This is a genomic window from Streptomyces sp. NBC_00727 (assembly GCF_045161745.1).
GTDB lineage: Bacteria > Actinomycetota > Actinomycetes > Streptomycetales > Streptomycetaceae > Streptomyces.
The window spans coordinates 4,644,928-4,668,982 of record NZ_CP108981.1 but is presented as its reverse complement, the minus strand read 5'-3'; the positions used below and the strand labels follow the sequence as shown (position 1 = coordinate 4,668,982).

21 protein-coding genes are annotated in these 24,055 nt (G+C 71.6%); 13 read left to right on the top strand and 8 right to left on the bottom strand.

Going from position 1 to position 24,055, the window contains the following annotated elements:
* Window positions 1-19: 19 nt before the first annotated feature.
* On the bottom strand, window positions 20-904 hold the full coding sequence (locus tag OG242_RS21280) for a helix-turn-helix domain-containing protein (protein WP_405899678.1): 885 nt from the start codon (window positions 902-904) through the stop codon (window positions 20-22).
* A 247-nt stretch (window positions 905-1,151) separates the two neighbouring features.
* Here OG242_RS21280 and OG242_RS21275 point away from each other — a divergent pair, with 247 nt between their 5' ends.
* Window positions 1,152-1,679, top strand: a complete 528-nt coding sequence (locus OG242_RS21275; protein ID WP_405901680.1) for a DUF6542 domain-containing protein — start codon at window positions 1,152-1,154, stop codon at window positions 1,677-1,679.
* A gap of 57 nt (window positions 1,680-1,736) precedes the next feature.
* On the opposite strand, the gene ppgK is transcribed toward OG242_RS21275, so the two are convergent.
* Window positions 1,737-2,483, bottom strand: a complete 747-nt coding sequence (gene ppgK, locus OG242_RS21270) for a polyphosphate--glucose phosphotransferase (protein WP_405899677.1) — start codon at window positions 2,481-2,483, stop codon at window positions 1,737-1,739.
* Window positions 2,484-2,544: 61 nt separating this feature from the next.
* Window positions 2,545-3,534, bottom strand: coding sequence for a 4-hydroxy-3-methylbut-2-enyl diphosphate reductase (locus OG242_RS21265; RefSeq protein WP_405899676.1), 990 nt, complete (start codon window positions 3,532-3,534; stop codon window positions 2,545-2,547).
* Window positions 3,535-3,810: 276 nt separating this feature from the next.
* Here OG242_RS21265 and OG242_RS21260 point away from each other — a divergent pair, with 276 nt between their 5' ends.
* The 4 genes from OG242_RS21260 (at window position 3,811) to OG242_RS21245 (ending at window position 7,495) form a co-directional block, all read left to right on the top strand.
* Complete coding sequence (locus OG242_RS21260; RefSeq protein WP_405899675.1) at window positions 3,811-5,175, top strand: APC family permease; 1,365 nt, start codon at window positions 3,811-3,813, stop codon at window positions 5,173-5,175.
* Window positions 5,176-5,220: 45 nt separating this feature from the next.
* On the top strand, window positions 5,221-6,432 hold the full coding sequence (gene xseA / locus OG242_RS21255; protein ID WP_405899674.1) for an exodeoxyribonuclease VII large subunit: 1,212 nt from the start codon (window positions 5,221-5,223) through the stop codon (window positions 6,430-6,432).
* An 87-nt stretch (window positions 6,433-6,519) separates the two neighbouring features.
* The gene (locus OG242_RS21250; RefSeq protein WP_405899673.1) at window positions 6,520-6,756 is read left to right on the top strand and encodes an exodeoxyribonuclease VII small subunit; all 237 of its coding nucleotides are present in this window, start codon (window positions 6,520-6,522) and stop codon (window positions 6,754-6,756) included.
* A 148-nt stretch (window positions 6,757-6,904) separates the two neighbouring features.
* Window positions 6,905-7,495, top strand: a complete 591-nt coding sequence (locus OG242_RS21245; RefSeq protein WP_405899672.1) for a malonic semialdehyde reductase — start codon at window positions 6,905-6,907, stop codon at window positions 7,493-7,495.
* 94 nt (window positions 7,496-7,589) lie between these two features.
* Here OG242_RS21245 and OG242_RS21240 read toward each other — a convergent pair whose 3' ends face one another.
* Entirely contained in the window at window positions 7,590-8,108 is a 519-nt protein-coding gene (locus OG242_RS21240; protein ID WP_405899671.1) for a DUF4245 domain-containing protein, read from the bottom strand.
* Between the two features lie 143 nt (window positions 8,109-8,251).
* Here OG242_RS21240 and glpX point away from each other — a divergent pair, with 143 nt between their 5' ends.
* Window positions 8,252-9,283: a class II fructose-bisphosphatase gene (gene glpX / locus OG242_RS21235; RefSeq protein WP_405899670.1), complete on the top strand. Its 1,032-nt coding sequence runs from the start codon at window positions 8,252-8,254 to the stop codon at window positions 9,281-9,283.
* A 104-nt stretch (window positions 9,284-9,387) separates the two neighbouring features.
* Here the strand turns inward: glpX and OG242_RS21230 are convergent, their stop codons facing one another.
* Both OG242_RS21230 and OG242_RS21225 read right to left on the bottom strand, forming a co-directional pair.
* Window positions 9,388-9,732, bottom strand: coding sequence for a WhiB family transcriptional regulator (locus OG242_RS21230; protein WP_018519019.1), 345 nt, complete (start codon window positions 9,730-9,732; stop codon window positions 9,388-9,390).
* A gap of 166 nt (window positions 9,733-9,898) precedes the next feature.
* Window positions 9,899-10,579 (bottom strand): DUF1707 domain-containing protein, encoded by a 681-nt coding sequence (locus OG242_RS21225; protein WP_405899669.1) that lies wholly within the window; start codon window positions 10,577-10,579, stop codon window positions 9,899-9,901.
* Between the two features lie 184 nt (window positions 10,580-10,763).
* On the opposite strand from OG242_RS21225, the gene OG242_RS21220 reads away from it, so the two are divergent.
* Together OG242_RS21220 and OG242_RS21215 are read left to right on the top strand one after the other, a co-directional pair.
* Window positions 10,764-12,440, top strand: a complete 1,677-nt coding sequence (locus OG242_RS21220; protein WP_405899668.1) for a fumarate hydratase — start codon at window positions 10,764-10,766, stop codon at window positions 12,438-12,440.
* A gap of 307 nt (window positions 12,441-12,747) precedes the next feature.
* Complete coding sequence (locus tag OG242_RS21215; protein WP_405899667.1) at window positions 12,748-14,049, top strand: M18 family aminopeptidase; 1,302 nt, start codon at window positions 12,748-12,750, stop codon at window positions 14,047-14,049.
* 60 nt (window positions 14,050-14,109) lie between these two features.
* On the opposite strand, the gene OG242_RS21210 is transcribed toward OG242_RS21215, so the two are convergent.
* A complete protein-coding gene (locus OG242_RS21210) occupies window positions 14,110-15,633 on the bottom strand; it encodes a ricin-type beta-trefoil lectin domain protein (RefSeq protein ID WP_405899666.1) in 1,524 nt (507 codons plus the stop codon).
* Window positions 15,634-15,747: 114 nt separating this feature from the next.
* Here OG242_RS21210 and OG242_RS21205 point away from each other — a divergent pair, with 114 nt between their 5' ends.
* From OG242_RS21205 to OG242_RS21195, 3 genes are all read left to right on the top strand, one after another.
* Window positions 15,748-17,151, top strand: a complete 1,404-nt coding sequence (locus OG242_RS21205) for a class II fumarate hydratase (RefSeq protein ID WP_405899665.1) — start codon at window positions 15,748-15,750, stop codon at window positions 17,149-17,151.
* Between the two features lie 44 nt (window positions 17,152-17,195).
* Window positions 17,196-17,903, top strand: a complete 708-nt coding sequence (locus tag OG242_RS21200) for a DUF402 domain-containing protein (protein WP_405899664.1) — start codon at window positions 17,196-17,198, stop codon at window positions 17,901-17,903.
* 385 nt (window positions 17,904-18,288) lie between these two features.
* Window positions 18,289-20,178 carry a SpoIIE family protein phosphatase gene (locus OG242_RS21195; protein ID WP_405899663.1) on the top strand — a complete coding sequence of 630 codons (1,890 nt, stop codon included), beginning with the start codon at window positions 18,289-18,291 and terminating at the stop codon, window positions 20,176-20,178.
* Between the two features lie 89 nt (window positions 20,179-20,267).
* Here the strand turns inward: OG242_RS21195 and OG242_RS21190 are convergent, their stop codons facing one another.
* Complete coding sequence (locus tag OG242_RS21190) at window positions 20,268-22,550, bottom strand: transglycosylase domain-containing protein (RefSeq protein WP_405899662.1); 2,283 nt, start codon at window positions 22,548-22,550, stop codon at window positions 20,268-20,270.
* Window positions 22,551-22,772: 222 nt separating this feature from the next.
* Between OG242_RS21190 and OG242_RS21185 the strand changes: the two genes are divergently transcribed.
* Together OG242_RS21185 and OG242_RS21180 are read left to right on the top strand one after the other, a co-directional pair.
* Window positions 22,773-23,744 carry an SPFH domain-containing protein gene (locus OG242_RS21185; RefSeq protein ID WP_405899661.1) on the top strand — a complete coding sequence of 324 codons (972 nt, stop codon included), beginning with the start codon at window positions 22,773-22,775 and terminating at the stop codon, window positions 23,742-23,744.
* Window positions 23,741-23,998: a hypothetical protein gene (locus tag OG242_RS21180; RefSeq protein WP_405899660.1), complete on the top strand. Its 258-nt coding sequence runs from the start codon at window positions 23,741-23,743 to the stop codon at window positions 23,996-23,998. Before OG242_RS21185 ends, OG242_RS21180 begins: the two co-directional genes overlap by 4 nt.
* Window positions 23,999-24,055: the final 57 nt, after the last annotated feature.

Genomic DNA, 24,055 nt, shown 5'->3' with positions numbered 1-24,055 from the left:
GAACACTATATTCCGCTTGTCAGGCAGACAATCCGGCGTTCTCGCCACCCGATACGGAATTCCGGACATCCCCGGAGGCCGCCACCGCCCCGAAGAACGCGCCGGGCGTGGTTCCCATGACGCGCCGGAAGGCGACGATGAAGGAGCTGGGCTGCGCGTAGCCGAGGTGCTCGGAGACGGACATCACATCGAAGCCGTCGGAAAGGAGCATCAGCGCCCGGTGCACCCGCAGCATCTGCCGCCACTGCGCGAAGGAGAGCCCGGTCGACCGGCGGAACGCGCGGGTGATCGTGCGGTCGCTGATCCCCAGCACCTGCGCCCACTCCTCCAGTGAACGGCCGTCGGCGGGATCGTCCAGCAGGGCTTCGGCGATCGCGTCGATCCGCGGGTCGCCGGGCAGCCGCAGCGCCAGCTGGTGCTCCGAGGGCTCGATCACGTCGAACACGACGGCCTCCGCCCGCAGCCGGGCCGCCTCGTCGAGGTCCGTGCGCGACAGGTGGGTCAGCAGCGATACGAGCAGCGGGGTCATCGCGATCGCCTTCGGCTCCCCGAACGCGAACGGCGTGCGGTCGGGCGCGAAGAACGTGCTGTGGAAGCGCGCGCCCTGCGTGGCCCGGCCCGCGTGGACCACCCCGGCGGGCATCCACAGCCCGTGCCCCTCGAACACGGTGAAGACGCGGTCCCCCACCCGGGAGGTCAGCGTCCCGCCGCGCACCCAGACGAGCTCGTGCAGCCGGTGCGCGTGCTGCGCCCACTCCGTGGGAGCGGGGACGATCCGGAACTCCGCGACGACGGCACCGGAGGCCGACGCCCGCTCCGGGAGCGCCCCGGCCCGGCGCAGCACCGTGCCCGCCTCGCGCCGCCACAGCCCCGGGCTCAGCTCACCACGGGACGACCGGACCATGCGGCCGAGTCTAAGCGGCCGTCCCGATCCGGTTCCCGTTGCGCCGTGTGGCATCGAACTCATCGCCAAGGTCGGCCAAAGCGCGTGTCCCGCACCTGATTCCGCCCTTCCGGCGACCTACGTTGTCCCGGTGGAGCAGCACAGGACACGTCCCCCGCAGCGCAGGCAGACCCGGCAGACCCCGTTGTCCCCGCTCGGGGCGGCCGAGGGAGCCAGGAAGGCCGACGGGGCCCTCGGTTACCGGGTGATGAGCGCGCCCTCCGGGCGGCCGGCGTCGCCCGCCCTGCTCGCCCTGCGCCGACTGCCCAACCCCCGGCTCACCGGGATCGGCGCCGGGCTCTTCGCGGCGGCCGCGATGTTCCTGATCGGGTGCGCGGACTGGCTGCTGTTCGACGAGTCCCCGGTCGTGTTCGGCCTGCTGTTCCTGCCGGTCAGCGCGCTGACCGCGCTCTGGGTGCGGCCGGCGGACCTGGTGACGGCGCCGATCGGCGTACCGATCGCCTTCGCCGTCGGCATCGCGCCCATCTCCGGCGGCACCGGCGGCCTCGGCGGCCGGACCATGGCCGTCGTCACCGCACTCGCCGTCCACGCCGGCTGGCTGTACGGCGGCACCCTCGTCGCCGGCGTCATCGCCTCCGTACGCAAGGTGCGGCTGATGCGGGCCCGGCAGCGGCGGCTGATGCAGGCCGCGCACACCGCCCGGCCGGTCGCCGCCGCGCCGGCGCCAGCGGGCCGCACGGCGGAGCGGGCACCCCGCCGCCCCTCCCAGCGCTGAGCCGGCCCTCCCAGCCCTGAGCCGGGCCCCCGGCGCCGAGCCGGACCTCCTCGCGCGTCAGTCCGAGGCGGCCGCCTTCGCGGCCATCGCCGCCCCCACGATCCCCGCGTTGTTCTGCAGCTCCGCCGGGACCATCTCCGCCCGTACGTGCTCGATCAGCGGCAGGAACTTGTCGGCCTTACGGCTGATTCCGCCGCCGATGATGAACAGCTCGGGCGAGAACAGCATCTCCACGTGCGCCAGGTACTTCTGCACCCGGCGGGCCCAGTGGTGCCAGCCGAGGTCCTCGTCCTCCTTGGCCTTCGTGGAGGCGTGCTTCTCGGCGTCGTGGCCGTTCAGCTCCAGGTGGCCGAGCTCCGTGTTCGGTACGAGCCTGCCGTCGACGAAGAGCGCGCTGCCGATCCCCGTACCGAAGGTCAGCATGATCACCGTGCCCTTGCGGCCCCGGCCCGCGCCGAACGTCATCTCGGCGATGCCCGCCGCGTCCGCGTCGTTGAGCACGGTGACCGGGAGGCCCAGCCTGCCGCCGAGCAGGGCGCGGGCATCCTGGTCGATCCAGCCCTTGTCGACGTTGGCCGCGGTGCGGGTGAGGCCGTCCGTGACGACGCCCGGGAAGGTGATCCCCACCGGGCCCTTCCAGTCGAAGTGGCCGACGACCTCGGCCACGCACCCGGCCACGTCCTCGGGCGTCGCCGGGTGCGGTGTCAGTACCTTGTGGCGCTCCTGCGCCAGGTCTCCGCGGTCCAGGTCCACGGGAGCACCCTTGATCCCGGATCCGCCGATGTCCACGCCGAAGATCTCCATGTGATCCACCGTACGGGCAGCCGCGCCCGATCACTCCCGGAACGGCACCCGAAAGCGCCGGTTACTCGCCCTTCAGGGCCGCCGCCTCCGCGCGCAGGTCGCGGCGCAGCTCCTTGGGGAGCGAGAAGACGATCGACTCCTCGGCCGCCTTCACGATCTCGACGTCCTCGAAACCCCGCTCGGCCAGCCATGCCAGCACGCCGTCGACCAGCACCTCGGGCACGGACGCGCCGGAGGTGACGCCGACCGTGGAGACGCCGTCGAGCCAGGCCTCGTCGATCTCGTCGGCGCCGTCGACCAGGTGGGAGGCACCGGCGCCCGCGCCGAGGGCGACCTCGACCAGGCGGACGGAGTTGGAGGAGTTCTTCGAGCCGACGACGATCACCAGGTCCGCGTCGGCGCCCATCTGCTTCACGGCGATCTGGCGGTTCTGCGTGGCGTAGCAGATGTCGTCGCTCGGCGGCGAGATGAGCAGCGGGAACTTCTCCTTGAGGGCGCCGACCGTCTCCATGGTCTCGTCGACCGAGAGCGTGGTCTGGGAGAGCCAGACGACCTTGGACGGGTCGCGCACCTCGACGTTCCCGACGTCGTCGGGGCCGTCGACCAGGGTGATGTGGTCAGGGGCCTCGCCGGAGGTGCCGATGACCTCCTCGTGGCCCTCGTGACCGATCAGGAGGATGTCGAAGTCGTCCTGCGCGAAGCGGACGGCCTCCTTGTGGACCTTGGTGACCAGCGGGCAGGTCGCGTCGATCGTGGCGAGCTTCCGCTCGGCCGCCTCCTGGTGCACGGTCGGGGCGACGCCGTGCGCGGAGAACATGACGATCGAGCCCTCGGGGACCTCCGCCGTCTCCTCGACGAAGATCGCGCCCTTCTTCTCCAGGGTCTGTACGACGTACTTGTTGTGGACGATCTCGTGGCGCACGTAGACCGGGGAGCCGTACTGCTCCAGGGCCTTCTCCACGGCGATCACGGCACGGTCCACGCCCGCGCAGTAGCCACGGGGAGCGGCGAGGAGGACGCGTCGGGGGGTCGTAGCAGTCATGCGTCCCATCGTAACGGCCTCCCCTGCGGCAGGGGGCGGACAGCGAGCGGCGTCCTGCGGCTTCGGTTGCAAGGCGGAGGAGGGAATCGACGCAGTGGGGTCTCCCCTGTTCGAGCGCAGCCGAGAGCTCGGGGAAGTCGTTGACTGACGACAACGCCGCAAGCGGAGTCGCAGGACGTCGGGAGCCCGCCCCCTGCCGCAGGGGAGGCCGTTAGGCCGTACCGGACGGGCGGGGGGAGCGGCAGGTCGGGAGACTGGGGGGGCGACGCCGACTACGGAGGGCTCATGACCGACAGCGGTACGGATTCCGGCTCCACGGAGAGGGCGCGGCTGCGGCGGACGCTCGGGTTCCGGGACCTGGTGGTCTACGGGCTGCTGTTCATCGCCCCGATGGCGCCCGTCGGTGTGTTCGGGACGCTCGACGCGAAGTCGGACGGGGCGGTGGCGCTGGTGTACGTCGCCGCGACCGTCGTGATGGCGTTCACCGCGTTCAGTTACGCCCAGATGGTGCGGGTCGCCCCGATGGCCGGTTCGGTGTTCGCGTACGCCCGCAAGGGGCTCGGCGAGGGGCCGGGGTTCATCGCCGGGTGGATGGCGATGCTGGACTACCTGCTGATCCCGGCCGTGGCGTACCTCTTCTCCGGGATCGCGATGAACTCGCTGGTGCCCGGGGTCTCGCGGTGGGTGTGGACGGCGCTCGCGGTGGTGCTGACGACGCTGCTCAACCTGTGGGGTGTGCGCGCCGCCGCCCGGGTCGGCTTCGCGGTGCTGGCGATGGAGATCGTGGTGCTGCTGGTGTTCGTGGTGTCGGCCGTGGTGGTGCTCGTACGGGACGGGGCGCAGCGCGGCTGGCTGACGCCGCTCACCGGGGATTCCGGGTTCTCCACGACGGCGGTGCTGGGTGCGGTGTCCGTGGCGGTGCTCTCGTACCTGGGGTTCGACGCCATCGCCTCGTTCGCGGAGGAGGTGACGGGGGGTTCGGCGCAGGTGGCGCGGGCGGTGCTGTTCTGCCTGGTGCTCGCGGGGACGCTGTTCGTGGCGCAGGCGTATCTCGCCGCCCTGCTGGAGCCGATGACGTCGGCGGAGCTGACCGCGGATCCGGGGGCGCAGGGCTCGGCGTTCTACGACACGGTGGACGCCGCGGTGGGGGCCTGGCTGCACGATCTGGTGGCCGTGAGCAAGGCGATCGGGGCGGCGTTCGCCGCGCTGGCGGGGCAGGCGGCGGCGGGGCGGCTGCTGTTCGCGATGGCCCGTGAGCGGCGGCTGCCCGGGCTGCTGTCCCGGGTCGACGCACGCTCCGGGGTGCCGCGGACGGCGATCCTGATCGCCGCCGTGGTGACGCTGGTGGCGGCGGTGTGGGCGGCGCGGCGCGACGACGGGCTCGACCATCTGGTGTCGGTCGTGGACATCGGGGCGCTGACGGCGTTCGTGCTGCTGCACGCGTCGGTGGTCGGCTGGTTCGTGGTGCGGCGGATGGAGGGCGAGCCGGGCTGGTGGCGTCATCTGGTAGTGCCGGTGGTCGGTGCCGGGGTGCTGGTGGCGGTGATCGTGGAGGCGTCGGGGAGCGCCCAGGTGGTGGGTGCCTGCTGGCTGGTGGTGGGGCTCGTGGTGGTGCTGGTGCAGCGGGGGCGGCGGGGCGTGGCCCGCTGAACGGGGAAGGGCCTGTTGTCCGTCCCGGCCGTTACGCTCGCTCGCATGGCTCTGAACACTTCTCCGGAAGCCCCGCTGCCCGTCGGTGACGTGTCGCGGCTCATCGGCGGCTGGATCGACCGGCTCGGTGCGGTCTGGGTCGAGGGCCAGATCACCCAGCTGTCCCGGCGGCCGGGCGCCGGTGTGGTGTTCCTGACGCTGCGCGACCCGTCGCACGACATCTCGGTGAGCGTGACGTGCTTCCGGCAGGTCTTCGACCGGATCGCCGATGTCGTCTCGGAGGGCGCGCGGGTCGTCGTGCTGGCCAAGCCGGAGTGGTACGCGCCCCGGGGGCAGCTCTCGCTGCGGGCGACGGAGATACGGCCGGTCGGCATCGGCGAGCTGCTGGTGCGGCTGGAGCAGCTGAAGAAGTCCCTGGCGTCCGAGGGCCTCTTCGCCCTCGACCGGAAGAAGCCGCTGCCCTTCCTGCCCCAGCTGATCGGCCTGGTCTGCGGCCGGGCGTCGGCGGCCGAGCGCGATGTGCTGGAGAACGCCCGCCGCCGCTGGCCGGCCGTCCGCTTCGAGGTCCGCAACGCCGCCGTGCAGGGGGTGCACGCGGTGAACCAGGTCGTGCGGGCGGTCAAGGAGCTGGACGGCATCCCGGACGTCGACGTGATCGTCGTGGCGCGCGGCGGCGGCAGCGTCGAGGACCTGCTGCCGTTCTCGGACGAGGAGCTGATCCGTACGGTCGCGGCCTGCCGTACGCCGGTGGTCTCGGCGATCGGGCACGAGCCGGACTCCCCCTTGCTCGACCTGGTCGCGGATGTACGGGCGTCCACGCCGACGGACGCGGCGAAGAAGGTCGTGCCGGACGTGGGCGAGGAGCTGGACCGGGTCCGGCAGCTGCGGGACCGGTCCCTGCGGACGGTACGGGGGCTGCTCGACCGGGAGGAGCGGGGCCTGGCCCATGCGCTGGGGCGGCCCTGCATGGAGCACCCGCAGCGGATGGTCGACGAGCGCGAGGCGGACGTCGACGCGCTGGCCGGGCGCGCCCGCCGGGTGCTGGGCCATCTGCTGGACCGGGCGGACTCGGAGCTGGCCCACACCCGGGCCCGGGTCCTCGCGCTGTCCCCGGCCGCGACCCTGGAGCGCGGGTACGCGGTGCTCCAGCGCGCCGACGGGCACGTGGTCCGGGACCCCGGGGACGCGGGCGGCGCCGGGGAGACGCTGCGGGCCCGGGTGTCGGGGGGCGAGTTCGCGGTGCGGGTCGCGGAGTAGGGGCACACGCCCGGACCGGGGCGGCGGTAGGGGCCGGCGCGCAACGGCGTGCAGGCCGAACACTTACGGAAACCTAGGGTGGAGCACATGACGGACGACGGGACGGCGGCCTCCGCCGCGACGGGCACACTCGGCTACGAGCAGGCGCGCGACGAGCTGATCGAGGTCGTACGCCGGCTGGAGGCGGGCGGGACCTCGCTGGAGGACTCCCTCGCGCTCTGGGAGCGCGGCGAGGAGCTGGGGAAGGTGTGCCGGCACTGGCTGGAGGGCGCCCGGGCCCGCCTGGACGCCGCGCTGGCGGACCCGGCGCAGGACGAGGCGTGACGGCTTATTCCGGGTCTCCGGCGTGAGTCTCCCCACTCCAGATTTAGTTGAACGTTAACGCACTTCCGCCGTACGGTGATCGTCGTGGCCCGATCCCCCGTGTTCGCGGCCCGCTCCCCCCGTGTACGTCCGGAAGGTAATACGCCCGATGTCCCTCGTTCTTGACCCCGCCGCCCAGGACCTGCTTTTCCGCGAGGCCCGTACCGCCAACACGTTCACCGACGAGCCGGTGACCGACGAGCAGGTCCAGGCCATCTACGACCTGGTCAAGTTCGGCCCGACCGCCTTCAACCAGTCGCCGCTGCGCGTCGTCCTGGTGCGTTCGGAGGACGCTCGCGCGCGCCTCGTCAAGCACATGGCCGAGGGCAACCAGCCGAAGACCTCGACCGCCCCGCTGGTCGCGATCCTGGCCGCGGACAACGAGTTCCACGAGGAGCTCCCGGCCCTGCTGCCGCACTTCCCGCAGGCCAAGGACATGTTCTTCTCGGAGCGCCCGGTCCGTGAGTCGGCCGCCTCGCTGAACGCCGCCCTGCAGGCCGCGTACTTCATCATCGGCGTCCGCGCCGCCGGCCTGGCCGCCGGCCCGATGACCGGCTACGACGCCGCGGGCATCGAGAAGGAGTTCCTGGACGGCGACCACAGCGTCCTGATGGTCGTCAACATCGGCAAGCCCGGCGAGGACGCCTGGTTCCCGCGCTCGCCGCGCCTCGCCTTCGACGAGGTCATCAAGACCGTCTGAGCCACCGCCTTCTGAACGGCGGACACGGGAAAGGCCCCGGAGCACTCGCTCCGGGGCCTTTCCCGTGTCCGTACGCGAAGTCGGTACGCGGCCGTCAGGACGTCTTGAGCGCCGCCGCCATCTCCGCCAGCCGCTCCGCCGGGGCCGAGCCGGTCACGACCGTCGTCGCGCCCTTCTCCTCGCGCACCAGCGCGTCGTACTTCGGGCCCTCCCAGCGCTGCCAGGTCTGCCCGCCGACCTCCTGCGTGCGCCCGGTGTTCTCGGCCTGCTGGCTCACCTGGCCGATGTAGAGCTTCGCCGGGGCCGTGGACTGCTCCACCGCGACGTACCTGCCGTCCGGGTCGAGGAAGCCCAGGTGCCAGCTGTTGCCCTTGTCCCGGTCGTACGTGACCGAGGTGGGCTTCCAGCCCGCGGGCAGGCCGTCGGGGGCCGCCACCGGGTACGGGGCGGCGCGCCGCGCGGTCAGGAGTTCGACGCGGTAGTCGACCGCCTTGACCGGATCGGCCTTGTCGTCGTGCGGGATGAAGATGTAGACGACACCCGCCACGGCGGCGATCGCCAACAACGACAGGATCATGTCCCGGACGGTCTGCTTGCCTCGCTTGCTTGCCACGGGTCCATCGTCGCATCAGTCCCTGAGCGACCGGATCGGGGGCCGCCCCGCTCAAACGTGACCCGGTCTGCTCATTTTATCGACCTGGCGATAGAGTCAGATCACCCTCATCCGGTCGTCGCCGTACAGAAAGGTGCGCTCCGATGTCCGAGCATCATCTGCCGTCCCAGCTGGAGGTCTCCCCGGAGGCCCCCGACCGCAACCTCGCCCTGGAGCTGGTCCGGGTCACCGAGGCCGCCGCCATGGCCGCCGGGCGCTGGGTCGGCCGCGGGGACAAGATCGGGGCCGACGGTGCCGCCGTGAACGCCATGCGGACCCTCGTCTCGACCGTCTCCATGAACGGCGTCGTCGTCATCGGTGAGGGCGAGAAGGACGAGGCGCCCATGCTGTTCAACGGCGAGCACGTGGGCGACGGGACCGGGCCCGAGGTCGACATCGCCGTCGACCCGATCGACGGCACGACCCTCAACGCCAAGGGCATGCCGAACGCGATCGCCGTCCTGGCCGCCGCCGACCGGGGCGCGATGTTCGACCCGTCCGCGGTTTTCTACATGGACAAGCTGGTCACCGGCCCGGAGGCGGCCGACTTCGTGGACATCAACGCCCCCGTCTCGGCGAACATCCGCCGCGTCGCCCGGGCGAAGAACTCCGCGCCCGAGGACGTCACCGTCGTCGTCCTGGACCGCCCCCGCCACGAGGGCATCGTCAAGGAGATCCGGGAGACCGGCGCCCGCATCAAGTTCATCTCCGACGGCGACGTGGCCGGGTCGATCATGGCCGCCCGCGAGGGCACCGGCGTGGACCTGCTCATGGGCATCGGCGGCACGCCGGAGGGCATCATCTCGGCCTGCGCCATAAAGTGCCTCGGCGGTGTCATCCAGGGCAAGCTCTGGCCGAAGGACGAGGCCGAGCGGCGGCGCGCCCTGGACGCCGGGCACGACCTGGACCGGGTGCTGTCCACGGACGACCTGGTCAGCGGGGACAACGTGTTCTTCGTGGCGACCGGGATCACCGACGGCGAGCTGATGCGCGGGGTGCGCTACCGCTCGGAGACGGCGACCACCGAGTCCATCGTCATGCGGTCCAAGTCCGGCACGATCCGGACGATCAGCTCCACCCACCGGCTGTCGAAGCTGCGCGCCTACAGCGCCGTCGACTTCGACCGGGCGAAGTAGCACCCGGACCCCACCCCCACGGCCCGCGTCCGCGCGTCCGCCCGAAGAGGCGCCCCCCATGTGCGGTGGGGGCGCCTCTTCGTACGTACGGGTACGGGACCGGGTCAGCCCGCGGCCTTCAGCTCGACGTCGCGCCGTCTGCGCCGGGCGAGCGCGACACGGCGCTCGGCAGCCGTGAGGCCGCCCCACACCCCGTACGGCTCGGGCTGCATCAGGGCGTGCTCGCGGCACTCCACCATCACGGGACAGCGCGCGCAGACCCGTTTCGCGGACTCCTCGCGCGAGAGGCGGGCGGCAGTCGGCTCCTTCGACGGGGCGAAGAACAGCCCGGCTTCGTCCCGGCGGCACACCGCCTCCGAGTGCCAGGGGCCGGCCTGGTCCTCCCGAGCGGGGACCCGCTGCGGGGGAACGGCGGCGACCTGCAGGGGCTGATGCGGCAGTTGCAGCACGGTCCACTCCTGACGACGGCTTCGCGAGCGAGAGGCGATGCAGCAGTCCCTACCCGCTGTGCGCGCGCCTATGCACTGAGTGGTACTCAGGTCCGTTCCACGCAATTGCGGTCGAGTGCCTTTTCGGCCGGAAAGAATCCCCGCCGAAGCGCGCCGCCGGACGCTCTCAGCGGTCGAGGTGCTTGTCGAGGTGCTTGCGCAGCCGGTCCTGCAGATCGGTGATGAACTTGCCGCGCTTCGGCTTCGCCTCGACGCTGCCGAACACCGAATATCCGTTGACGACGACCACGGGCGCCTCGGGATCGGCGGATTCCAGGGTGCGCACTTCGAAACTGCCGAAGACACCCGTGCCGCTGCCGCGCAGCGAGATGTTCTCGGGCACCCGGATCTCCACGCTGCCGAAGACGGAGGTCGCGTTGATCACGGTGAGACGCTGTCCGAAAAGCGCCTCCGTCAGGTCGATTTCCACACTGCCGAACAGTGAGAAGGCGTTCGTACGGGCGCCCACCCGCCAACGGCCCTTGCGGGTCGAGCTGCTGAAGATCGCCACCAGGTTCTCGGCGGGGCCCGCGGCCTGGTCGGGGCCATAGGCGTACGGCGCTCCGGTGGCCGCCCCGGGCTCGCCGCCCGGCGTCGGCAGGTCCCGTACGAGCGGTTCGAGCTCGCCGACGGTCTTGGCGCGGTAGACGGAGTCGATCCGCTCCGCGTGCTCGTCGGCGGTCAGCCGGCCCTCGGCCAGCGCTTCCCGCAGGATGTCCGCGATCCGGTCGCGGTCCGCGTCGGAGGCGCGGATGACGTCGGTGTCCGCCGGTGCGGTGGGCTGCTGGGGCTGCTTCTCGAGGTCCACCGCCCCAGCGTACCGAAACGCGATAGATCGCGACAGGGGCCGGGCGGTGCGCCGCACGGCGGATCGCGGACCCGAGAGGGCCGCCCTTGGTGAGCCCTACCTCACAAGCCCGGTGCTCCCGGCGCGTCCTACCCTGGTGGGTGCGCTGTCCAAGGGTGGCCAGCCGCTGTCTGCCGAGTGAGGAATGGCCGTAATGCCAGAGTTTGCGTACTCCGATCTGCTCCCCCTGGGAGAGGACACCACGCCGTACCGTCTGGTCACCGCCGAGGGTGTGTCCACCTTCGAGGCCGACGGACGTACGTTCCTCAAGGTCGAGCCGGATGCGCTGCGCACCCTGGCCGCCGAGGCCATGCACGACATCTCGCACTACCTGCGGCCCGCGCACCTGGCGCAGCTGAGGCGGATCGTGGACGACCCGGAGGCCTCGTCCAACGACAAGTTCGTCGCGCTGGACCTGCTGAAGAACGCGAACATCGCGGCCGCGGGTGTCCTGCCGATGTGCCAGGACACCGGCACGGCGATCGTCATGGGCAAGCGCGGGCAGAACGTGCTGACCGAGGGCGGTGACGAGGAGGCCCTGTCGCACGGCATCTTCGACGCGTACACCAAGCTCAACCTGCGTTACTCGCAGATGGCCCCGCTGAACATGTGGGAGGAGAAGAACACCGGCTCGAACCTCCCGGCCCAGATCGAGCTGTACGCCACCGACGGCGGCGCGTACAAGTTCCTCTTCATGGCCAAGGGCGGCGGCTCGGCCAACAAGTCGTTCCTCTTCCAGGAGACCAAGGCGGTCCTCAACGAGGCCTCCATGATGAAGTTCCTGGAGGAGAAGATCCGTTCACTGGGCACCGCGGCCTGCCCGCCGTACCACCTGGCGATCGTCGTCGGCGGTACGTCCGCCGAGTTCGCGCTGAAGACCGCGAAGTACGCCTCCGCGCACTACCTGGACGAGCTGCCCGCCGAGGGCTCCCCGACCGGTCACGGCTTCCGCGACAAGGAGCTGGAGGAGAAGGTCTTCGAGCTGACGCAGAAGATCGGCATCGGCGCGCAGTTCGGCGGCAAGTACTTCTGCCACGACGTGCGCGTGGTGCGCCTGCCCCGGCACGGCGCCTCGCTGCCCGTCGCCATCGCCGTGTCCTGCTCGGCGGACCGCCAGGCCACCGCGAAGATCACCGCCGAGGGCGTCTTCCTGGAGCAGCTGGAGAAGGACCCGGCCCGCTTCCTGCCGGACACCACCGACGAGCACCTCGACACCGAGGGCGACGTCGTCCGGATCGACCTGAACCGGCCCATGGACGAGATCCTCGCGGAGCTGACCAGGTACCCGGTCAAGACCCGGCTCTCGCTGACCGGTCCGCTGGTCGTGGCGCGCGACATCGCGCACGCCAAGATCAAGGAACGCCTCGACGCGGGCGAGGAGATGCCGCAGTACCTGAAGGACCACCCGGTGTACTACGCGGGCCCGGCGAAGACCCCGGAGGGGTACGCCTCCGGCTCCTTCGGCCCGACGACGGCCGGCCGGATGGACAGCTACGTCGCGCAGTTCCAGGCGGCGGGCGGCTCCAAGGTGATGCTGGCGAAGGGCAACCGCTCCAAGCAGGTCACCGACGCGTGCGGCGAGCACGGCGGCTTCTACCTCGGCTCGATCGGCGGCCCGGCGGCCCGCCTCGCGCAGGACTGCATCAAGAAGGTCGAGGTCGTCGAGTACGAGGAGCTCGGCATGGAGGCGGTCTGGAGGATCGAGGTGGAGGACTTCCCGGCGTTCGTCGTGGTCGACGACAAGGGCAACGACTTCTTCACCGAGCCCGCCCCGGCGCCCACGTTCACCAGCATCCCGGTGCGCGGGCCGGGCCTGGGCTGAGTCCGGGCCGCGCGTCCTACGGCGGTTTCCAGCCAATCTCTCGCGTGCGCCGCGGCGGCCGTCCCGCCGCGCCGGCCGGGTCCGGGGCCACCCGGAGGGGACCGGGGCGGGCCGCGGGCCCCCGTCCGGGCTCCGGCGCCGCCCGCAGCGCACCGCCGCTTTCGCGCACCGGGCCGTCCGCCGGGCTTGCGGGGGGCCGTTGGTGTGCGGTGGGTTGTCCGGCGTTGCCGGAAAACTCCGCACCGCCGGGCGAACCTGTGCGGCCGCCCCACCCTCACCGTCCCGTTTCCGGAAAGGCGGACACCGCATGACGCCGGTCCCCCACCGCAGCCACGCCGACGACCTGCTCTCGTTCATCGCCGCGAGCCCCTCGCCGTACCACGCCGTGGCGAGCGCCGCCCAGCGGCTGGAGAAGGCGGGCTTTCGTGAACTGCGCGGCACCGACGACTGGACGGGCACCACGGGCGGCGGCTTCGTCGCCCGAGGGGGCGCCCTGATCGCCTGGTACGTTCCCGAGTCGCTGCCCGCCCACACCCCCTTCCGGATCATCGGCACGCACACCGACTCGCCGAACCTGCGGGTCAAGCCCACCCCGGACACGGCTTCGGCGGGGTGGCGGCAGGTCGCGGTGGAGATCTACGGCGGGGTGCCGCTCAACACCTGGCTCGACCGCGACCTGGGCGTCTCCGGGCGGCTCGCGCTGCGCGGCCCCGGCGGCGGGACCGAGTCCCGGCTCGTGCAGATCGACGAGCCCCTGCTGCGGGTGCCGCAGCTGGCGATCCACCTGGACCGCACCGTCAACGACGGCCTCGCCCTGGACCGGCAGCGCCACATCGCCCCCGTCTGGTCGCTCGGCGCGGCCGACGAGGGCGCGCTGCTGCGCCGGGTCGCGGCGGCGGCCGAGACGGAGCCGGGCGACGTGCTGGGCTGGGACCTGATGCTGCACGACGTGCAGCCGCCCGGATACCTGGGCGCGGAGCGGGAGTTCCTGGTGTCCTCGCGGCTGGACAACCTGGTGTCGGTGCACGCCGGGGTCACCGCGCTGACGGCCGCGGCGACGGCCGCCGAGCCGCCGGCGTACATCCCGGTGCTGGCGGCCTTCGACCACGAGGAGGTCGGCAGCGGCTCGGACACGGGGGCGCAGAGCCCGATGCTGGAGCGGGTGCTGAGCCGCTCGGTGACGGCCCGGGGCGGCAGCGCGGAGGACTGGTCGCGGGCGCTGGCCGGGGCGTACTGCGTATCGGCCGACATGGCGCACGCGGTGCACCCGAACTACGCGGAGCGCCACGACCCGGGCCACCAGCCGCTGCCCAACTGCGGCCCGACGGTCAAGGTCAACGTCAACCAGCGGTACGCGACCGACTCGACCGGGATCGCGGTGTTCGCTTCGGCCTGCGAGCGGGCGGGCGCGCCGTGGCAGCCGTTCGTCTCCAACAACGCGATGCCGTGCGGCACGTCGATCGGCCCGCTCACAGCGGCCCGGCTGGGCGTGCCGACGGTCGACGTGGGGGTCCCCGGGCTCTCGATGCACTCGGCCCGCGAGCTGTGCGGGGCGCGTGACCCGGGCCATCTGGCGGGCATCCTGACGGCGTTCGTGACGTCCGGATGAGGGGCGCGGGTACGGGGAAGGGGCGGTGCGGCCCTTCCCCGTACCCGCGTCCGCGGCGAGTTATGCGAAGCGCTGCTTCGCGGTGCCGTCGCAGGGCTGGAGCCTCAGCGGGTCGTGGGCGCCCGCGAGGGTCGCGCACAGGCCCGTCGACGCGGCCGGGCGCAGGGTGCCCGACTGGCGGACGAAGCGCTGGTTGGCGGCGCCGGAGCAGTTGTAGAGGATCAGCGAGGCGCCGGCCTCGTAGTCGGCGCCGGGGACGTCCAGGCAGCGGTCGTGGCTCAGTTCGGTGCGCAGGGTCTGCGTGCCGGAGTCGTACCACCAGCCCTGGTTGCGCCCGCCGTGGCACTCCCAGCCGGTGACCCCGGTGTTGTTGCGGGTGACGGAGGCGGGGGCGTCCAGGCAGGTGGCCGTGGCCTCGCCGCGCAGCGGCTCGAAGACATCGTCCCAGGCGACCGGCTGGAGGACGGGCTGCCCGGTGCTCGCCGGGTCGGCGCAGCTCGCCTCGCGCAGGCCGGAGTTGTAGATCTGGGTCAGGCAGGAGGCGAAGGCGCCGTGCCCGGCGGCGTTCGGGTGGAAGGACTGGCGCACCGAGTTGGAGTCCGGCGGGAAGTGCGACAGGTCGATGTAGAGGCCGCGCGCCCAGGTGGACTCGCTGCACACCTCGTGGCCGTGGAAGAGCCGGGAGTTGTCCAGGTAGACGGCCCCCGTGTCGGCCGCGGCCCTGCGCATGCCGCGTTCGAAGGCGGGTACGGCGGCGTTGCGCCCCCAGGCGGCGTCGGAGTCGTATCCGGCGCAGCCACCGGGAAGCTTGCCGGGGAACTTCGGGTTGTCGTAGAAGTCCGGGCCGATGGGGCTCGGGTAGCCCATGACGACGAGCTTGTAGTCGCTGTCCGCGTAACCGGCGCCGGTCATCACGGTCCGCAGGTCGCGCACGGTCTTCTCGACCTTGGGGACGAGCCCGTCCACGCGGGCCTGCCAGCCGCCCTCGTACTTCGACCGGCACGACCCCTGGATGAGGATCCAGCGCTCGACGCAGTCCGTCATGACGGGCCCGAACTGGAGGTCGTCGTTGGCGCCCGCGACCAGCACGATCATCTTGATGCGGGTGTTGCGCGCCTTGACGGCCAGGTTGTCGCTCTGCACCAGCTCGTCGGCGTACTGCTTGGAGCCGCCGATGACGATGTTTCCGGTGTACGCGCCGGAGCACGAGACGTTGTACGTGACGTCGGCGGCGATCCCCGTGCGGTGGATGGCGGAGTCGGGCGAGCGGTGGCACCAGTTGTCGGGGCCGTTGGTGCCGGCCTCGTACGTGCCGACGCCCTCGCCGGAGATCTCGCTGTCGCCGAGCGAGATGAGCCCGGTCCTGCGCTGGTCGAGGGGGCGCTCGGCCGGGTCGCCGTACAGCTGGGTGGCCTCGGCGGCGCGGATGGCCTCCAGTTCCGGTGACAGGGGGGTGGATGCGGTACTGCTGGTACCGGACGCGGCGGCGGCCGTGCCCGTCGCCGCGGTCATCCCGCCGAACGCCGCCGCGATGGCCGCGGCGGCCGCGACGGTACAGCGGATTCTGTGCCTGGTGCGCCTCATTGCGTCTCCCCGGGTTGTGGTTACCCCCGGTATTTACTGGTCGGTAGGCATCTTGGGAATACATGGAACAAGACAAGTGCTCATCTTTTTGGGTGACTTCAGAGAGGTTGGACGATGACGGATCAGGGAATGGACGAGGGCTACCGCGTCGAGCACGACTCGATGGGCGAGGTCAGGGTCCCCTCGGACGCGAAGTGGCGGGCCCAGACGCAGCGGGCCGTGGAGAACTTCCCGGTCTCCGGACAGCGTCTGGAGCGGGCCCACATCGAGGCCCTGGCCCGCATCAAGGCCGCCGCCGCCAAGGTCAACGCCGAGCTGAAGGTCCTCGACCCCGACATCGCCCGGGCCGTCCAGGAGGCGGCCGACGAGGTCGCCGAGGGGCGCTGGGACGCGCACTTCCCGGTCGACGTCTTCCAGACGGGCTCGGGTACCTCCTCGAACATGAACACCAACGAGGTCGTGGCCACCCTCGCCACCGAGCGCCTCGGCCGCGAGGTCCACCCCAACGACCACGTCAACGCCTCGCAGTCCTCCAACGACGTCTTCCCGTCCTCCATCCACATCGCCGCCACGGCCGCGGTCACCGCCGGCCTGATCCCCGCCCTGGACCACCTCGCCGCCGCCCTGGAGCGCAAGGCGGCGGAGTTCGCGACGGTCGTGAAGTCCGGGCGCACCCACCTCATGGACGCCACGCCCGTCACCCTCGGCCAGGAGTTCGGGGGGTACGCCGCCCAGATCCGCCACGGCGTCGAGCGGCTGCGCGCCTCGCTCCCCCGGCTCGCCGAACTCCCCCTCGGCGGCACGGCCGTGGGCACCGGTATCAACACCCCGCCCGGCTTCTCCGCCGCCGTCATCGCGGAGGTGGCCCGTGTCACCGGGCTGCCGCTCACCGAGGCCCGGGACCACTTCGAGGCGCAGGGCGCGCGGGACGGCCTGGTGGAGACCTCGGGCCAGCTGCGCACCATCGGCGTCTCGCTCACCAAGATCTGCAACGACCTGCGCTGGATGGCGTCCGGCCCGCGCACCGGGCTCGCCGAGATCTCGCTGCCCGACCTGCAGCCCGGCTCCTCGATCATGCCGGGCAAGGTCAACCCGGTCATCCCCGAGGCGGTGCTGATGGTCGCCGCGCAGGTGACGGGGAACGACGCCACGGTCGCCGCGGCGGGCGCCGCCGGGAACTTCGAGCTGAACGTGATGCTCCCGGTCATCGCGAAGAACCTGCTGGAGTCCGTACGGCTGCTCACCAACGCCTCCCGGCTGCTCGCGGACCGCACGGTCGACGGGATCACCGCCCACGCCGAGCGGGCCAGGGAGTACGCCGAGTCCTCGCCGTCCGTCGTCACCCCGCTGAACAAGTACATCGGCTACGAGGAGGCGGCCAAGGTCGCCAAGAAGTCGCTCGCGGAACGCCGGACGATCCGTGAAGTGGTCCTCGCGTCGGGCTACGTGGAGCGCGGAGATCTGACCGAGGAGCAGCTCGACGAGGCCCTGGACGTGCTGCGCATGACCCGCCCGTGACGGGCGCCACCGCGCGGGGGCGGCACGCTCCGTAGGATCTCTCCATGACAGGTACCGGAGGGACCGAGCGCTGGGCGCCGGGTGACCAGATCCTGTGGCGCTACCGCGGCAACGGCCCCCGGCGGCCGGATTCCGCCGCTCACACGTTCCACATCTGCCGCCCGGTCACGGTCGTGCAGGACACCGACGACCTGCTCGCGGTGTGGGTGGCGCCCGGCACCGAGTGCGTCAAGCCGGTGCTGGCCGACGGCACCGACGTACACGCAGAACCGCTCGCCACCCGGTACACCGCCCCGCGCACGACGGCCCGTTCGCTCTGGCTGGGCAACGGCGTGCTGAAGCTGGCCAGACCCGGCGAGCCCTGGTCGGTCTGGCTGTTCTGGGAGCGCGGCTGGCAGTTCCGCAGCTGGTACGTGAACCTGGAGGAACCGCGCACCCGGTGGGCCGGCGGTACCGACTCCGAGGACCACTTCCTCGACATCTCCGTCTACCCGGACCGCAGCTGGCTCTGGCGCGACGAGGACGAGTTCGAGCAGGCCCAGCGGGTGGGCCTGGTCACGCCGGACGCGGCGCGCCGGGTGCGGGCGGCGGGGCGCGCGGCGGTCGGGCTGATCCGTGACTGGGGGACGCCGTTCCGGGACGGCTGGGAGGACTGGCGGCCCGACCCGGCGTGGCGGGTGCCCGAACTGCCGGACGACTGGGACCGCCGGCCGGACGGTTCGGACCGTACGGCTTCCGCCATGCCGTCGTGAGACCCTTGATGCACCCCAGGGGGGCAAACGTAGGATCGTCCCGACGAGAGCGGCTCGGCCCCAACCGGCAGGCGGGGCGCAGAACCTGACCGTAGGTCATCGGCTCGTCGCGCAAACCGCAGCCTCATGGACCGCATCGGCGTCACAAGTCGCACGAGTTGCCCGCATCGCATGAGCCACTACGAGGGGGTGGAGACGTGTCCACTGTCCGCTGCCGTCCCCTCGAAAACGTTGTCACCGACACCCTGACCCAACATCGCGTTTCGGCCCTCTGTGGCGGGGAAGGCGATGTCAGCCGTTGTTATTGCCGCTCCTGCCGGGGCACAGTAGCGCCCCACATGGTGATTGCCTCATACAACCGGCCCGGACGGACGGAATCCCACGCGTGACGGAGCATCCCACCTCCCACGAAGGCCGGCAGCCTCTCGCCGCCCGGCCGCAGGAACGCACCCGGCCACGGCAGCGGGACGCCGCCGTGGCGGCCGCCGCTGCCGCCACGGCGATCCCGGCCCCCGCCATGGGCTCCGCCCCGGCGGCCCCCGATCCACAGGCGGCGACGCGGCGCGAGGGCGACCGGCTGCGCTTCGTGGGCGCCGCGACCCGGCGGATCGCCCGGGGCATAGACCTGGACGAGATCGTGCTGGGGCTGTGCCGGGCCAGCGTGCCGACGTTCTCCGACGCCATACTCGTCTACCTGCGCGACCCGCTGCCCGTCGGCGACGAGCGGCCGGTCAACCCCTTCGTGCTGCGGCTGCGCCGTTCGGACCGGCTGCGGCTGACCGACGAGGAGACCGAGAGCCTGTCGGAGACGGAGCGGCTGCGGCTGCCCGCCGTCGACCCGCACGCCGATCTGATGCCCGCGGCCGAGCTGTGCGAGGTGCAGGCCGGGAGCGCGCTCGCCGAGGTGCTGCGCGGGGTGCGGCCGGTCTTCGGCGACTCCGCTGCGGCCCGCGTCGCGCTGCCGGAACTGATGGGCGCGGACCGCACGGTGCCGTCCGGGCACCGGGTGATCCTCGCCCCGCTGCGCGGCCGGCGGCGGGTGATCGGGGCGGCGGTCTTCCTGCGCGGCGCCGAGCGCCCCGCGTTCGAGGCCAACGACCTCCTGGTCGCCGCCCAGCTGGCCACGCACACCGCCCTCGGCATCGACAAGGCCGTGCTCTACGGGCGCGAGGCGTACATCGCGGACGAGCTCCAGCGCACGATGCTGCCCGACTCGCTGCCCCAGCCGACCGGCGTGAAGCTCGCCTCGCGCTACCTGCCGGCCGCCGAGACGGCCCGGGTCGGCGGCGACTGGTACGACGCGATCCCGCTGCCCGGCAGCCGGGTCGCCCTGGTCGTCGGTGACGTCATGGGCCACTCCATGACGTCCGCCGCGATCATGGGCCAGCTCCGGACCACCGCGCAGACCCTGGCCGGGCTCGACCTCCCCCCGCAGGAGGTCCTGCACCACCTCGACGAGCAGGCCCAGCGGCTCGGCAGCGACCGCATGGCCACCTGCCTCTACGCGGTGTACGACCCGGTCGCGCACCGCATCACCGTCGCCAACGCCGGCCACCCGCCGCCCGTCCTGCTCCACCTGGGCGGCCGTGCCGAGGTGCTGCGGGTGCCCCCGGGCGCCCCGATCGGCGTCGGAGGCGTGGACTTCGAGGCCGTCGAGCTGGACGCACCGGCCGGAGCGACGCTGCTGCTGTACACCGACGGCCTGGTCGAGTCACGGCTGCGGGACGTCTGGACGGGCATCGAGCAGCTGCGCGAGCGGCTGGCCACGACCGCCCGGCTGACCGGCCCGGACCACTCGCCGCCGCTGGAGGCCCTCTGCGACGACGTGCTGGACATGCTCGGCCCGGGTGACCGCGACGACGACATCGCGCTGCTGGCCGCCCGCTTCGACGGGATCGCGCCGAGCGACGTAGCGTACTGGTTCCTGGAGCCGGACGAGTCCGCCCCCGGCCGGGCCCGCCGGCTGGCCCGCAGGGCGCTCGGCCGGTGGGGCCTGGACGACCTCTCGGACTCGGTGGAGCTCCTGATCAGCGAGGTGGTCACCAACGCCGTGCGGTATGCGGAGCGCCCGGTGACCCTGCGTCTGCTGCGCACCGACACCCTGCGCTGCGAGGTCGGCGACGACTCCCCGCAGCTGCCCCGGCAGCGCCGCGCCAAGGACATGGACGAGAACGGCCGCGGCCTGTTCCTGGTCAACCGGCTGGCCCGGCGGTGGGGTGCGACCCGCCTGTCGACCGGCAAGGTGGTGTGGTTCGAGATGCCGGTGCGCGGGTAGCGCCGCACGGGACACGCGAACGGGCGGTGTACGAGGCTGGATCCTCGTACACCGCCCGTTGTCGCTGTCAGGCTCGGCGGATCAGCGCGTCACCTCTCGTCTTCGTTGTCGCCCGGCCGCTTGTCCCCGGAGATGTCCGGCAGGCCCACGGAGGTCGAGGGGTCCGGGCCCGGCTCGGTCGAGGGGTCGGTGGGCGGCTTCTCCGAGGTGTCACCGGAGGGTGAGGCGGGCGGGGAGCTCTGCGGGGACTCGCTGGCCGGCGGGGGCTCGGAGGTCGCCGAGCTGGACGGCGACTTGGAGGGCTTGGGCTTCTCGGAGGGCGAGGTGCTGGGGCTCGGCGAGTGGGACACGGGCGGCGGGGTGACCGCGGCGCCCATGTCGGTGTCGAGGTCGAACTCACGGGACTTGCCGACGGAGTGGCCCATGTAGTCGGCCCAGATCTCGGCGGGGAACCCGCCACCGTTGACGCGTCCGCCGCCGCCGGCGCCCTGGAGGGTCACCTGCGCGTTCTTCTTCACCTTCTTGCCGTCGTCGGTGGTGCGGTCGAAGGCCGCCTCGCCGAACAGCCCGACCGAGGTGACCAGGTTGGAGGTGTAGCCGGTGAACCAGGCCGACTTGTTGTCGTCGGAGGTACCGGTCTTGCCGGCGATGTCCTTGTCGGAGAGCCCCTCCGCGTTGCGGACCGACCCGCGGGCCGTACCGTCGTCCACCACGCCGGTCAGCACGGAGGTCACGGAGTCCGCGGCCTGGCGGGAGATCACCTGGTCGCCGATGGCGTCGGGCAGGTCCAGTGGGGCGTCGCCCTGGTGCACCGCCGACTTCACGATCTGCGGGGTGACCTGCTTGCCGTGGTTGTCGAGCGTGGCATAGACCCCGGCCATCGCCAGCGGGCTCGCGCCCATGGAACCGAGGGTCATCGCGGGTGCGGCTTCCAGCTTCTCCACGTCCATGCCGAGCTTGCCGGCGGTCGCCATGACCTTGTCCATGCCGACGTCCACGCCCATCTGCGCGAAGACGGAGTTGACGGACTGGTTCATCGCGGTCTGGACGGTGATCTGCCCGTAGTTGTGGTCGTCCTCGTTCTCCGGTGCGAAGAACCGGTCGCCGCCGACGACGGGGCGCTTGCTGGTGCCGTCGTAGCGGGTGTTCGCGGTGATCCGCTCGCCGTCCTGCGTCTTCGACTCCTGGTCGAGGGCGGCGGCGAGGATGACCGGCTTGAAGGTGGATGCGGGCTGGAAGTCGGTGCGGGCGGCGTTGGATATCCAGTGCTCGTTCTGGCCGCGTCCGCCGTACAGCGCGACCACCGCGCCGGTCTTCGGGTCGACCGAGGCGGCGCCCGCCTGGATGTCCTTGTCGAGCTTGCGCTTCTTGGTGTCCAGCTTGTCGAGCAGCTTGGCCTCGACCGACTTCTCCAGCTGCTTCTGCTTCTTCTTGTCGATGTTGACGGTGATCGTCCAGCCGCCGAGGTCGAACTGGTTCTCGCTGATGCCCATCTGCTTGATCACGGCCTTGCGGGCCGCGTCCACGATGTAGCCCTTCTGGCCGGCCGTCCCGTTCAGCGGCTTCGGGTCGCGCGGCACCGGGAACTTCAGCCCCTGCCGCTTGCCGGAGTCGAGCCAGCCCTCCTCGACCATGTTGTCCAGCGTGTACGCCCAGCGCGCCTTGACGAGCCGCTTGCCGTTCGGCCCGGCGACGGCCCAGTCGTACTGGCTCGGTGCCTGGAGCAGCGCGGCGAGGTAGGCGCCCTGGGAGACGTTCAGGTCCTTGGCGTCCACGCCGTAGTACGCCTGCGCCGCGGCCTGGATGCCCCAGGCGCCGCGGCCGAAGTAGCTGGTGTTGATGTAGCCGGCGAGGATTTCCTTCTTGGTCTTCTTCTGGTCCAGCTTCAGCGAGATGACCAGCTCTTTGAGCTTCCGGCTGACCGTCTGGTCCTGGTCGAGGTAGTAGTTCTTGACGTACTGCTGGGTGATGGTCGAGCCACCCTGCTTGCCCTTGCCGGAGAGCGTGTTGAGCAGGCCGCGGGCGGTGCCCTTGAAGTCGACGCCGTGGTCGTCGTAGAAGGACTTGTTCTCGGCGGCGACGAAGGTGTCCTGGACCTCCTTGGGCACCTCCGCGAGGCTCACGATCTCGCGGTTGACCTCGCCGGTCCTGGCGAGCAGGCTGCCGTCGGCGTACTTGTAGACGTTCGCCTGCAACTCCATCTTGGGGTTGCCCTCGGGCACGTCCACAATCATGTAGAGCACAGCGAAGGCGCCCATGCCCAGCAGGATCACCCCGAGGGCGGTGCCCAGTAGTTTGCGCCAGGTGAAGAGCCTGCGTATGCCGCTCTTCTCAGCCCGCCGCTGGGCTCGTCGCGCTTCCGCTCGACCCATCGCTTGGTCGCTCCCGTTTCTCTGCTCGGCCGGATCAGCTCGGACCTGCCAGCTAACACCGTTGGCAAGGCCGAAAAGCAGGAGATCCGACGTTTTACGGACGTGAGAATCAGCACCCGTCTCCGATGGAACCGACTCCTGAGAGGTGCGCATGGTTGCGAGATCCGTTAATGTGTAATCACATTGCTAGCGACCGGCTAGCTCGCCATCACGGGGGAAACCATGACCGATCCGCACGACCGGAACACCGCCGCCCAGCCGTCCGCCGGACTGGCCCCGGACGCCCCGGAGATGCCCGAACCGCAGGTCCGCGAGACGAAGGCGCACAGCATCGCCGGCGGCCTCGGGCTGCTGCTGACCGTGATCGGCGTGATCGCCGGCATCGCCCTCGCCATCGTCGGGGGCGTCATCGGCTCGAACGGGAACAACGCCGTGGGCATCCCGCTCTGCGTCCTGGGCGTCCTGCTCGCCATCGCCTCGTTCTTCTGCATGGGCGGTGTGAAGATGGTCGCACCGGGCGAGGCGCGGGTCATCCAGCTGTTCGGCCGGTACGTGGGCACCATCCGCACCGACGGCCTGCGCTGGGTCAACCCGCTGACCTCCAGCCGGAAGATCTCCACCCGCGTCCGCAACCACGAGACCGCCGTCCTCAAGGTCAACGACGCCTACGGCAACCCCATCGAGCTCGCCGCGATCGTCGTGTGGAAGGTCGAGGACACCGCGCAGGCGCTCTTCGAGGTCGACGACTTCCTGGAGTTCGTGGCCACCCAGACCGAGTCCGCCGTCCGGCACATCGCCATCGAGTACCCGTACGACGCCCACGAGGAGGGCGGCCTCTCGCTGCGGGGCAACGCCGAGGAGATCACCGAGAAGCTCGCCGTGGAGCTGACCGCCCGGGTGCAGGCGGCCGGCGTCCGCATCATCGAGTCGCGTTTCAGCCACCTCGCGTACGCCCCCGAGATCGCCTCCGCGATGCTCCAGCGCCAGCAGGCCGGCGCGGTCGTCGCGGCCCGGCAGCAGATCGTCGAGGGCGCGGTCGGCATGGTCGAGATGGCGCTGACCCGGATCGCCGAGCAGGACATCGTCGAGCTGGACGCGGAGCGCAAGGCCTCCATGGTGAGCAACCTGATGGTGGTCCTGTGCGGTGACCGTGCCGCCCAGCCGGTCCTCAACACGGGCACGCTCTACCAGTGACCGAGGAGAGCCCGGGGGAAGCGCCCCGCGCCCGGCCGCGACAGCGCAAGCAGATGCTGCTGCGGCTGGACCCCGTCGTGCACGACGCGCTGGCCCGCTGGGCGTCGGACGAACTGCGCAGCGCGAACGCGCAGATCGAGTTCCTGCTGCGGCGCGCGCTCGCCGAGGCGGGCCGGCTGCCTGGCGGGGCGGCGCCGATCCCCCGCCGGGGACGCCCGCCCGGGGAAGCCCGGGAGCTGCCGGGCGACGAGTGACACACCTACGGCCCGTCCCGCGAGGGGCGGGCCGTTGACATGCGCCGTTCGGGTGTA